This window comes from Arsukibacterium ikkense, from assembly GCF_000987775.1.
GTDB classification, from domain to species: domain Bacteria; phylum Pseudomonadota; class Gammaproteobacteria; order Enterobacterales; family Alteromonadaceae; genus Alishewanella; species Alishewanella ikkense.
This window is the reverse complement of the sequence record NZ_LAHO01000014.1, coordinates 45,972-57,764: the sequence shown is the minus strand read 5'-3', so window position 1 is coordinate 57,764 and position 11,793 is coordinate 45,972. Positions and strand designations below refer to the sequence as shown.

Annotated in this window: 11 protein-coding genes; 6 read left to right on the top strand and 5 right to left on the bottom strand. The window is 51.8% G+C overall.

All coding sequences use genetic code 11. From position 1 onward, the window contains the following. Nucleotides 1-2: 2 nt before the first annotated feature. Genes WG68_RS14175 through WG68_RS14165 form a run of 3 tightly spaced genes read right to left on the bottom strand, consistent with a single transcriptional unit; the run spans nucleotide 3 to nucleotide 3,468 of the window. The gene (locus WG68_RS14175; protein ID WP_052749118.1) at nucleotides 3-1,046 is read right to left on the bottom strand and encodes an efflux RND transporter periplasmic adaptor subunit; all 1,044 of its coding nucleotides are present in this window, start codon (nucleotides 1,044-1,046) and stop codon (nucleotides 3-5) included. 56 nt (nucleotides 1,047-1,102) lie between these two features. Then, nucleotides 1,103-2,188 (bottom strand): AI-2E family transporter, encoded by a 1,086-nt coding sequence (locus WG68_RS14170; protein ID WP_046558363.1) that lies wholly within the window; start codon nucleotides 2,186-2,188, stop codon nucleotides 1,103-1,105. A 41-nt stretch (nucleotides 2,189-2,229) separates the two neighbouring features. After that, nucleotides 2,230-3,468 carry a DUF819 family protein gene (locus WG68_RS14165; protein ID WP_046558362.1) on the bottom strand — a complete coding sequence of 413 codons (1,239 nt, stop codon included), beginning with the start codon at nucleotides 3,466-3,468 and terminating at the stop codon, nucleotides 2,230-2,232. A gap of 253 nt (nucleotides 3,469-3,721) precedes the next feature. On the opposite strand from WG68_RS14165, the gene WG68_RS14160 reads away from it, so the two are divergent. Beyond that, nucleotides 3,722-5,827, top strand: coding sequence for a S9 family peptidase (locus WG68_RS14160; RefSeq protein WP_200897603.1), 2,106 nt, complete (start codon nucleotides 3,722-3,724; stop codon nucleotides 5,825-5,827). Between the two features lie 54 nt (nucleotides 5,828-5,881). On the opposite strand, the gene WG68_RS14155 is transcribed toward WG68_RS14160, so the two are convergent. Then, nucleotides 5,882-6,223 (bottom strand): HopJ type III effector protein, encoded by a 342-nt coding sequence (locus WG68_RS14155; RefSeq protein ID WP_046558361.1) that lies wholly within the window; start codon nucleotides 6,221-6,223, stop codon nucleotides 5,882-5,884. Between the two features lie 201 nt (nucleotides 6,224-6,424). Here WG68_RS14155 and WG68_RS14150 point away from each other — a divergent pair, with 201 nt between their 5' ends. Continuing rightward, nucleotides 6,425-7,798, top strand: a complete 1,374-nt coding sequence (locus WG68_RS14150; protein WP_052749117.1) for an AlkA N-terminal domain-containing protein — start codon at nucleotides 6,425-6,427, stop codon at nucleotides 7,796-7,798. 1 nt (nucleotide 7,799) lies between these two features. Then, complete coding sequence (locus WG68_RS14145) at nucleotides 7,800-8,264, top strand: methylated-DNA--[protein]-cysteine S-methyltransferase (protein ID WP_046558359.1); 465 nt, start codon at nucleotides 7,800-7,802, stop codon at nucleotides 8,262-8,264. Between the two features lie 69 nt (nucleotides 8,265-8,333). On the opposite strand, the gene WG68_RS14140 is transcribed toward WG68_RS14145, so the two are convergent. Then, nucleotides 8,334-8,870, bottom strand: coding sequence for a membrane protein (locus WG68_RS14140; RefSeq protein ID WP_046558358.1), 537 nt, complete (start codon nucleotides 8,868-8,870; stop codon nucleotides 8,334-8,336). Between the two features lie 204 nt (nucleotides 8,871-9,074). On the opposite strand from WG68_RS14140, the gene WG68_RS14135 reads away from it, so the two are divergent. From WG68_RS14135 to WG68_RS14125, 3 genes are all read left to right on the top strand, one after another. Further along, on the top strand, nucleotides 9,075-9,971 hold the full coding sequence (locus WG68_RS14135; RefSeq protein WP_046558357.1) for a pirin family protein: 897 nt from the start codon (nucleotides 9,075-9,077) through the stop codon (nucleotides 9,969-9,971). A gap of 68 nt (nucleotides 9,972-10,039) precedes the next feature. Then, a complete protein-coding gene (gene mtnN / locus WG68_RS14130; RefSeq protein WP_046558356.1) occupies nucleotides 10,040-10,750 on the top strand; it encodes a 5'-methylthioadenosine/S-adenosylhomocysteine nucleosidase in 711 nt (236 codons plus the stop codon). Between the two features lie 2 nt (nucleotides 10,751-10,752). Next, on the top strand, nucleotides 10,753-11,715 hold the full coding sequence (locus WG68_RS14125) for a cobalamin biosynthesis protein CobD/CbiB (protein ID WP_046558355.1): 963 nt from the start codon (nucleotides 10,753-10,755) through the stop codon (nucleotides 11,713-11,715). Nucleotides 11,716-11,793: the final 78 nt, after the last annotated feature.

Here is an 11,793-nt window from a genome sequence, read left to right as displayed (position 1 = left end):
ACTCAGCCCCTCCAGCCAACAATACGCACCGCCTGGCCCGGTTGCATATCAATGCTGGCATTAGCCATGACAATATCACCAGCCACTAAGCCAGCTATAATCTCTTGCCACTGGCCGCGTTCCACGCCAACTTCAACCCTTTGCCTGACCAGCAGATTATCTTGCACCAGCAACACATAGTGCTGATTGTCGTCAAGCAACACCGCCGAAACCGGTACTGCCAGCGCCTGCTGCCGGGCATCGATGACCAGGTTCACCCGGGCCAGAAACCCCGGTTTTACCCCTTTATTGTATGCATCCGTGGGCAACGCCACTTCCACCGTAACAAATCGGCTTACCAGATCTGCGGCCGGGAAAATCCGGCGAATACGGCCAGCCCATTCCACTGCGGGCATCGCATCCAACTGCAAACTCAGTGCTTGACCAACCGCAAGTTGCGCCACATCTCGTTCAGAGACGCCAAAATTGACGACCAGCTCATCCATGCCGGCCAGCTCAAACATCAGTTCCTGCTCGCGCACCGCCTCGCCCAACTCTACCGCCCGATGGCTAACCACCGCAGCGCGCGGCGCATAAACCCGGCCAAAGGCTACCCGGGTAAGCCAGAGCTGTTGCTCACTCTCTGCCACTCGCAACGCAGCAGCCTGTGCCTGATATTCGGCGGCACTGCTCAGGTTACGCTGATATAATTCAGCCTGCCGCTGGTAGGCGAGTTCAGCTTGTTTTAACAGTGCCGTAGCGCGTGCCAGCTCCGCCCTCTGTTCAGATTGCTCCAGTTCCAGCAACAACTGGCCAGCTTGCACCGCATCACCTTCTTCAACCAGAATTTGCTCTACCATGCCGCGGGTACGGGCAGTTAGCCTGACTGTTTGCCGGGCTCTAACCTCTGCCGACAGGGTTAAGCGTCGCGATAAATCACGGGGCTTTACTTCGGCGGCCGCTATTGGCAACTCCCGCACACTTGCCGCAGGCGCTGTTGCCTGCCCGCCGGGCTCGCATGCGGTCAATATCAGCAGTAAAGCTGGAACGGCTAACGTCTTTAACACCCTTAAACCTCGATAACAGAATACAGCTGACAGCCTGCTCTTAACGACTTGCCTCATCAGCTTTTGTCTTGTTTCTCCAGAAAGTCTCTGAACTCGATGGTATATAGTCTGATCAAGACATGGGTTAATGCAAAGATAATGGGCCCGTAAATCAGGCCAATTAACCCAAATAGCTGTAATCCACCAAGTAACGATAAGAATATAAGCAAAGTACTCATGCTGGAGCTACCCTGCATCAGAATCGGGCGTAAGATATTATCAATCGAGCCAACCACTATTACCCCCCACAAGGTTAAAAACAGCGCCCAGGGCCAGTCACCTGTCAGCAACAGATAAATACTGGCTGGCACCCAGATTAAAGCGCAGCCAATGGCAGGGATAAAAGAGGCAAAGGCCATCATAGTACCCCAGAACAACCCCGGCATACCGACAATAGCCATGGCAATACCACCGGCAGCCCCTTGCGCAATAGCCGTTAAAAACGAACCCAGCACGGCAGAGCGCGCCACTGTACTGGCTTCGCTAAGCAACTCTTCCTCCTGCGAGCGTGACAAGGGAATAATCCAATGCAGGTTTTCAATGATTTTCCTGTGATCCCTTAACAGAAAAAACAATACAAACAACATCAGTACAAAACCGAACAGCAAGCCGGTGATATTGGCCAGCACTTGGGTACTGATATCCAGCATTTCTTTGCCAAAGCCCGAGGCAAACTCAGCCAGACGCTCGACAATGTTCTCACCATTAATCTGACCCAGCGGCAACACCGTGTTGAATTTAGCCAGTGTTTGCTCGACGACGGGCTGCTGCATTAGTTGTTCTGCGCCGCCCTGCTCTATCCATTGATAACTTTGCTTTGTAAAAACAATGCCTTGCTGCACTATGGCAATAAACACCAGAATGGCGGGTACCAGAATCACCACTACCAGTAATGAGCAGGTAAGTGCTGCAACCAAATTTGGCTTATCAGGAATTCTGCTGGCAATTTTCTGATGAACCGGAAAACATAACAGCGATAATACAAAGGCCAGCACGACAGCCCCCACATAGGGTGCCACTAATAAATAACTGGCATACAATGCCAGCGCCAGCGCACCAATCAGTACCCAGTGCCCGGGTTCGGCTTTAAATTGGCTTTTCACCAGCAACTCCCTTTAAATTTGGCGGCCATTTGTGCTACCCACTAAGGCGCGACCTGTTGCAAAATTAACCCACAAATATAGGCGCCATAAGTGCCTAAACCATAACCCAGCACCGCCAGCAACACCCCCACCGGCGCCAGCGACGGATGAAATGCCGCTGCCACCACCGGTGCTGACGCAGCACCACCGACATTGGCCTGACTACCTACCGCCAGATAAAACAACGGCGCTTTTATCGCTTTGGCCACCAGCAGCAACAAGCTGGCGTGCACCAGCATCCAGACTATACCCACCAGAAACATCAGTTTATTGCTGAAAATGGCGGTGACATCCATTTGCATACCGATGGTCGCCACCAGGATATATAAAAAAGCGGTACCCACTTTCGAGGCTCCGACGCCCTCTAATTTCCTGGCTGGCGTTAATGACAACAGCAACCCAACCGAGGTGGCAATTACCACCAGCCAGAAAAAACCACTGGTTAAGCTGTAATTCGCTAAGTGGGGTGCCACCTGGCCAATCCAGGGGGCAATGATATCAGCCAGCGCATGGGCCAGACCAGTGACACCAAACGCCACCGCCACAATCAGCATGATATCCTGAATAGTGGGAATGCGAGAGTTTTCTGCTTGATATTGCTCTATTTTCTGCTGCAAATGGCCAATAGCCCGGGTGTCAGCACCATTGGCTTTATCAATTTGTGCGGCCCGGCTGGCCATAAACAGCAGCACGGCCAACCAAACGTTGGCGACCAGTACATCGACGGTAATCATTACCGAAAACAAATTACCTTCAACGGCAAATACTTCTTTCATTGCGGCCTGGTTGGCACCTCCGCCTATCCAGCTGCCGGCCACTGTTGTCATACCGCGCCAGACATCGCCACCCAGCTGCTCGGGAAAGAAGTACCCCACGCTGACCAGCGCAAGTGGCCCGCCAATAATAATGCCCAGGGTACCAGTGAAAAACATAATCAGTGCTTTCGGGCCCAACCCTAAGATAGCTTTGAAATCAACACTTAAGGTGAGCAAAATCAGGCTGGCAGGCAACAGGTACCGTGACGCCATCTTGTAAAGCGATGACATTTCACCATCAATAATATTAAAACTGTTCAATAAAGAGGGGATAAAATAGCAGAGCAATAAAGCCGGGACATACCGGTAAAAACCTTTGCATAATCGATGGTTGCTATGACTGGTGTAAAACACCAGACCAAGAATCAGCGCCAGCAACCCCAGCACCACGGCATCATTGGTAAAGACAGGCGTAGATTGTGGCATAACAGCTCCTGCTTATTTTATTATATATTTTTGCTTCAACAATATGGCGCCAACATAGCACAGCGGCCTGACTGGCGAAAATAGCCGCTAAGCTTAAGTCGTGCCGCAGTGTATCGCAAGCAACAGCACCCTGCCTTAGCGTGACTGGTACTTTCTGCATTTATATGCTCAGATAGACTGCACATAAGTCGTTAATAGCCCGACAAGACGGCTATTTATCCGCCCGCATATAATAACAACGCCCGGAGGAGTAATGCATAGTTCCGTTAAAAATCTGTTAAGCCAATTGCTGCGAGCCAAAGTAGTGCTAGTTGGCTTAGCACTGTGCAGCACCGCGCTGCTGGCTAACCCTATCAGCCTGGAACAAACCGTCTCAGTGCAGAGTGTTACTGAGCTGGCCATCAGTAATGATGGCAAACATACTGCTTTTGTCCGCAACCGGCCACGCAACCCCTACCGCGAAGATGATGGCAGCAGCTATCGTGAATTATTTATGGTTAACGAGCAAGGCCAGCAAACCCCCTTTATTACTGGCGATATCCGGCTGGGTAATCTTAAATTCAGCCCCGATAATCGCCAACTGTATTTTGTCAGTAAGCGTGCTAAAGATAAATTTGCCAGTTTATATAAAATTGCGGTCAATGGTGGTGAAGCCGTTCAGGTACTAAGTCATAGCAGCGCCATTGCTCGCTATGATATCAGCCAGGACGGCCGTAAACTGGCGTTTCTGGCGAAGCCCGCCGAGCCTAAAGCCAAAGCCGAGTTGAGCAAAAAGGGCTTTAAAGCCGAAGTATATGAAGAAGACTTGCAGCTAAGCCAATTGTGGCTGACCGATTTAACTGCTGCAGAACTAAAACCGCAACTGATCAGTATTGACGCCAATGTGTTGTCGCTAAGTTTTGCGCCGGACAATAAACATTTGCTGATCCGCACAGCACCCACCGCGCTGATTGACGATGATTATATGGCCAGTCAGTACCAGCTGGTCGACCTGTCCGGCAAAACCGTTCAGCACTTTGCCACCGCCGGCAAGCTGGATAAAGCGGCCTTTTCACCGGATGGCAGCAAAGTGGCGCTGATTGGTAGTGAAGATATCCATGACCCGTCAGCCGGGCGGCTGCTGCTGGCAGATGTTGGCAGTGGTAACATCACCGAACTCCTGCCCAACTATATGGGCCATGTGCAGGATTTTGCCTGGCGCAGCAATACTGAACTGGATTATCTGGGTCATGTTGGCACCGAGGCTGAAATAGGCCGGCTTAATGTGCGTAATGCCAAACGCAGCAGCCTGGTAAAAGCGGGCAACGGGATCATTACCCGGTTAGAGGTTGCCACCAACAGCCCACAGGCCAGAGTGCTGTTGAATAAGCCAGAGCACCCAACAGAAGTGTATGCCCTGCATAATCGCGGCGCCCTGCACCGGTTAACAGATTCTAACCCCTGGCTGGCCGGTATCAGCATGCCAAAACAGCAAACCATTCGCCATCAGGCACGTGATGGCCTGGAGTTAGAGGGGATCCTGATTTATCCACTGCATTATGTAAAAGGCAAACAATACCCGCTGGTGATGGTAGTGCATGGCGGCCCGGAGGCCCATATTTCAAATGGCTGGCTTGATCGTTACGCCAGCCCGGTCAAGTTGATGGCGGCCGAGGGCTATATGCAGTTTTTCCCTAACTACCGGGGCAGCACCGGCCGCGGTGTCGCCTTCTCCAAACTGGGACAGAACGATTATGCCGGTAAAGAGTTTGATGATTTAGTCGATGCCAAGCAACATTTGGTCGATCAAGGCTTAGTCGATGCCAGCAAAGTAGGAATGACCGGCGGCTCTTACGGCGGTTATGCCTCTGCCTGGGCGGCCACTAAGCAAACTGAACATTTTGCTGCCAGTGTGATGTTTGTTGGTATCAGTAACAACCTGTCGAAATTTGGCACAACCGATATTGCCAACGAAATGCATCTGGTGCATGCCCGCAGTTATCCGTGGCAAAAATGGCAGTGGTATTTAGAGCGCAGCCCCATTTATTATGCGGAGCAGGCCAGAACACCTATTCTGATCATGCACGGTAAAGACGATACCCGGGTGCACCCAAGCCAGTCGATGGAGTTATACCGTTATCTGAAAACCCACGGCAAGGTGCCGGTACGCTTAGTACTGTACCCGGGTGAAGGCCATGGTAACCAGAAAGCGGCTGCCCAGCTGGATTATGGCATGCGGTTAATCCGCTGGATGGACCATTTCTTAAAGCACGGCGCAACCACGCTGCCACCGCATCAGTTGCCACACAGCGACAATATTAACGTGCTCAAAGATGCCGCAGAAAATAACGCCGTAAACGACAACAAAGACGCCGCTTAAAGGCAGGGCCGGCAGCAGTAACCCCGGCTAAAGCACCTGCGCTGCGCAGGTGCTTTATTCTTTTAAACGCAGCGGTTGTTCGCTGAACTTAATGCCATCCCAGCCACTGCGCATAAAATTACGAATATTGGCATGGTCATCACCTTTGGCGTTATTTAGCACCGCCCGGTAATAGTCACCAAATAAATGCAGCGTTTGCGGCTCAGATAACTGGTGTAACAAGCCAAACGCCAGAATTTTACAAGACCCGATATTTTCACCAGCCTGATTGTGCAGCGAACCGTTACTAAATGCACAGGGCTGAAAATGGTACATCTGGTCAATGATGTTAATACTTTGCTGAAAACTAATGGTTTCCGGCTCAGTACTTAATTGAATAAAAAAGCTCTCTAACATTGCAACTCCTGCGTTTTTCCGGCCTCGCTGGCCGCTGCTATCCTGCCGACACTGTTTTAGCTGATACTAAGCCGCAGCGCCCCGAACTGCAATACGACTAAAGCAGCAGTAACAATAATTTACCTTTTAGTGCCGGATCCGGCCAGTTTTTAGCAGCACTGTTGGTATACTCAGGCCATTAAACACCAACCCGTCAGCCCTATGTTAAGCCATACCGTTTGTCAGCAAGCCAGGCTAGCCCGCGACCCACGCTTTGATGGCCTATTTTTTACGGCGGTTAATAGCACCGGCATTTACTGCCGGCCCATTTGCCCGGCCAAAGCCCCGGCTGAGCAGCACGTCAGCTACTTTTTCTCGGCAGCAGAAGCCAGCCGTGCCGGCTACCGGCCCTGCCTGCGGTGCCGGCCTGACAGCGCTCCGGGTTCAGCCGCCTGGCATGGTACTCACACCACCTTGTACAGAGCATTACGTTTAATTGCCGAAGGTGGATTGCAACAGCAGAACCAACAACAACTGGCAGAGCGGCTGGGGATCAGTGATCGCTACCTGCGAAAACTGTTTCGTCAGCAACTGGGACTCACCCCTACCCAATATGCACTGCATAGCCAGGTGTTGTTTGCCAAAAAATTATTACATGAAACCCAGCTGTCCATTACCAGCATTGCTTATCAGGCGGGTTTTAACAGCGTCCGGCGTTTTAATGACGCCTTTGGCAAACAATTGCAACTCAGCCCCTCTGCTATTCGCCGCCAGCGCCAGCCGGTTAACGGTAACGGCATTGAGCTGGAGCTGAGTTACCGGCCGCCGCTGGCCTGGAATGAGATGCTTAGCTTCTGGCAAGCGCGGACGCTGGATGGTATAGATTGGGTGGCGGACCAGCGTTATGGCCGAACCTTCGACTATTTAGAACAGCCGGGCTGGTTTGAAGTATGCCCCAAAACCAGCAGCAGCCTGACATTAACGCTGCATTGGCCTGGCCAGCAAGGGCTGGCAGGCCTGGTGCAACACCTGCGCCGTTTACTGGATTTAGATGCCAATATGCTGCAAATTGAACAGCAGCTAAGCCGTCATCCGCTGTTTAGCCGCGCTCTGCTAAGTGGCCTGCGAATTCCGGGGCTGTGGAACAGCTGGGAGGCAGGGGTTAGAGCCATACTTGGCCAGCAGGTTAGCGTTGCCGGCGCCCGCAGCCAGCTAAACCGCCTGGTACAGGCGTTAGGCGCCCTCGTTGGCACAGACAAACGGCTGTTTCCGACGCCTCAGGCTGTATTAGCAAGCGACTTACAGATGATTAAAGTACCGGCGCTGCGTCGGCAAACGCTGCAGCATTTAGCGACACTGTTGTTGGCTGAGCCTGATGCCACACCAGAACAATGGCTTAACATTAAAGGCATTGGCCCCTGGACCGTTAACTACGCGCAAATGCGTGGCCTTGGCCACAGTGATATCTGGCTGGCTGGCGATTTAGGCGTGCAAAAAGCCCTGGCCAGAACAGGAAGTTGCACAACAGATACCGATACCTTAGCGCCCTGGCGTAGTTATGCGACCTTTCAGCTTTGGTGTCAGACAGGAGACTAATATGTATCAGCAAACTATCGACAGCCCGCTGGGGCCGGTGCAGATTTGCGCTAACGCGCAGGGGATCAGCCAGATCACACTTGGGATGCAGCGCGACGGGCCTGACTTATCATCGGCACTGACCCAACTGGCAGCCAGCCAGTTACACCATTATTTCGCTGGTCAGTTAACCCATTTTAGCTTGCCACTTGCCGCCAGCGGTACGGTATTTCAGCACCAGGTATGGCAGGCGCTTAGCCTGCTGCCATTTGGCCACACATGCAGTTATGCCAACATAGCCAGGCAAATTGCCAACCCCAAAGCGGTCAGAGCGGTTGGCGCAGCCAACAGCAAAAACCCCATTGCCATAGTGGTACCCTGCCACCGGGTTATCGGCGCCAATGGTTCCCTTACCGGCTATGCCGGTGGCCTGGATAATAAAGCCTGGTTGCTGGCGCATGAACGAAAGTTCGCGGCCAGAAGCTGACACCAGTGCCAATGAACAGCCATAAAAAAGCCGGGCTAAGCCCGGCAAACCTGCAAGCAAAAACTGCAATTAGAACTGGTATGACACGCCTAAACGGAACTCGTTTTTAGTATTGCCACTGTTCAATGCCAGATTACCGCGAATGGCCCAATCCGGGCTTAAAAAATAAGCAATACCGCCAGCCAGACTGCCGTGGTCGTTATACACGGTGTGGTAAGTGGCTTCGCTATATAATTCAACCTGTGGTGTTAATGGATGACGAATACCCACACCGGCATAGGCGCCAGTTTCATCTGCATCACCCGACCAGTTTTCAATACCACCTAACAGGTACGTTTGCGTTTTAGGTGAAAAATCCAGGGTAGTACCCATGATATAATTTAAACCAGCTTTCAGCTGATTAGCGTCGAACCGACCCATTGATAAACGGGTATAGCTGGCATCAGCCACCCAGTTACGATTCAACCGGAACGAGCCTTCAATGTAAGGGCCATCGCCGGCAGCATCGGTATAACCGGCGCCCACATAATCCCACACCGGGTTTGCTATGCTGTTTGCGCTAACTGCCATTGCCATCAGGGCTGATGCTACTAATAATTTTTTCATCTTTGTTACTCCATTACTTTTTCAAGTCTACAAGTCAGTGTCGCAATATGTCCGTTATATTACGCTCTGAGACTTAACAGCTGCTGAACTTAGCGTGCTTTGCCCTAATCTTTCAGTTTTATCGAACGAATACAGGCCAAAAATGGCATTTTTAATTCAGTTTAATTGCGCTTTAATAGTTAAAACCGTTGACAGGAGCAAAGCATGAGCAGCCGTAGTGTAAAACAGATTATTCCGGCCGTTGCCGTATCAGATGGTGCCGGGGTTAAGATTAAACGTAGCCTGGGCCTGAATGCGCAACTGCGCTTTGACCCCTTTTTAATGCTTGATTGTTTTGGTTCTGAGCAAGCTGATGATTACATTAAAGGTTTTCCGCCACACCCGCATCGTGGCTTTGAAACCGTGACCTATATGCTTGATGGCCACATGCTGCATGAAGACCATTTGGGCAATAAGGGCCATTTAAAAAGTGGCGGTGTGCAGTGGATGACGGCTGGTCGCGGTATTATTCACTCAGAAATGCCGCAGCAGGAACACGGCCTGATGCGAGGTTTTCAGCTTTGGATCAACTTGCCGGCGGCAGAAAAAATGAAACCGGCAGCCTACGCTGATATTCCGCCAGAGCAAATCCCTGAATGTCTGCCAGCAGCAGGGGCCAGGGTTAAAGTTATTGCCGGTAGTTTTCATTTTGCTGGTAACGAAGTGCAAGGGCCAATTTTTGGCTTAAGTACTGAACCACAATTTTATGATATCCGCTTATCAGCGGGCAGCGAACTGACAGTCCAGCTGCCAGCAGGACACCATGCGCTGCTTTATCCGTTTGCCGGTAAGGTTGCGGTTAAAGATCAAGACACCCTGCAGCATGTTAATGAGCATCATGCCGGCCTGTTAACAGATGGCGACCATGTCATCTTAAGCGCGGCGGTCGATGCCAGTTTAATTTTACTGGCAGGTAAGCCGATTGCCGAACCTGTAGCGCAATATGGTCCCTTTGTGATGAATACCAATGCCGAAATTGAGCTGGCCATTCGGGATTATCAGCAAGGCAAACTGACCGCCGGTGGCCCGGCGGCGCAAATTGAGCTGAATACGCCAGCATAACTGCTATTAACAGAGGATTTTCTGGCACAGGGTCTTTATACTACTGTTTTCAGTAAAGAGGCCCTGTTATGAGTTTATTTGGTATTATCGGTGCAATGGAACCAGAAGTTGCCTTATTAAAGCAGCAACTGAGCTCAGCCAGCAGCGAACAAATCGGCAGTTATCAGTTTTTTTGCGGCAAGCTGGCCGGCCAGGATGTGGTTATAGTGCAATCTGGTATTGGCAAAGTTGCCGCCGCCGTCGCCACTACCTTATTAATTGACCACTTTAAACCAGCTTGTATCATTAACACCGGCTCAGCCGGTGGCTTCGACCCACAGCTTAATGTCGGCGATATTGCGATCAGTACCGAGGTGCGGCACCACGACGTTGACGTTACCGCCTTTGGTTATGAATATGGCCAGGTGCCACAAATGCCGGCAGCCTATTTAGCCCATCCGGCACTGATTAACGCAGCCGAACAAACCATTGCCAGCCTGGGTTTTTGCCAAACCAAAACCGGCCTGATTACCACCGGTGACAGTTTTATGTGTGACCCACAGCGGATTGCCCAAACCCGCGAACGCTTCCCCACCATGCTGGCGGTAGAAATGGAAGGGGCCGCTATTGCCCAGGTATGCCATATGCTGCATACCCCTTTTGTGGTGATCCGCAGCCTTAGCGATATCGCCGGCAAAGAATCACCGGTGTCTTTTGATGCCTATCTTGAAGTGGCCTCAAAAAACAGCTCTGCCATGGTGGTTGCCTTACTGGGGCAACTGGGCGATGTAAGCCTGTAACCATGCACTGGCTTGAAACCCTGCCTGCCTGGCCAACCCTGGCATTGTTGCTGTTGCTGGCAAACCGGTTACTAACGTTACCAGGTGCCAGGGCGCCACTTGCTGCTGTCGCTGTGCTGCTGCAACGCCTGGCAACCCAAGTGCATCCGGACATTCAACGCAGTGCCTTTCAGCAGCAATTATCAGGCGGCCTGGCATTGCTGCTGGTATTAGTGGTTGTGCTGGCCATGGTGATCGGGCTGTACTTAATCTCCGAGCTGCCACTTATCCTGGACGCCGTGCTTTTGTATTTCTGCCTGGGTGGTCAACAACTGTTTCAGCCAGCCAGAAATATCGCTGGCAGTCTTAACCGCCAGCAACTTAGCCTGGCCAGATCTCAGGCAAAATCTTTACTGCTGCGTGATCGTCAGAATTTATCAGCCATGGGCCTGAGCAAAGCCTGCACCGAAAGCCTGCTGCTGCAACAGGCGGCAAATCAGGTGGCGGTACTCTGCTGGTTTCTGTTAGGCGGCGGCGTGCTGGCACTGGCCTATACCCTGCTGCAGACTGCTGCCAGGCAGTGGAACAGCAAATTGCCGCACTACCGTTATTTTGGCCGGGCGGCTGCGCTGGCATACCAGCTGGTATTGCTGCCCGGGGTACTCATTTCAGCCCTGCTGCTGGCGGTACAAGATGGCATGCTTGCGGCATGGCGCACTTTTCGTGCCACTGACCAGCAGTTTTTTAGCTGGCCGACACGGCTGTTACTGGCAACCGCAGCCAGCGCCCTTCATACCACTTTGGGCGGCCCGGCGTACTACGGCAAGTTTAAAACAGCCCGCCCGCGTATTGGCCGTGGCCAGGATCCAGATGCAAAGGTACTGCTGCGGGCTATAGTATTGATCAAAGCCCAACAAACTGCGTTAATTCTGTTACTTAGCAGCATAGTAGCGCTATATGTTGCCAGCAGCTTGCTGCAAAATTAAGCTGCACAGAGCACTGGACATTGCCGTGACACTCAGTATAAGGTCTACCGCATCTACTATGCTGTAGCACTAACAATA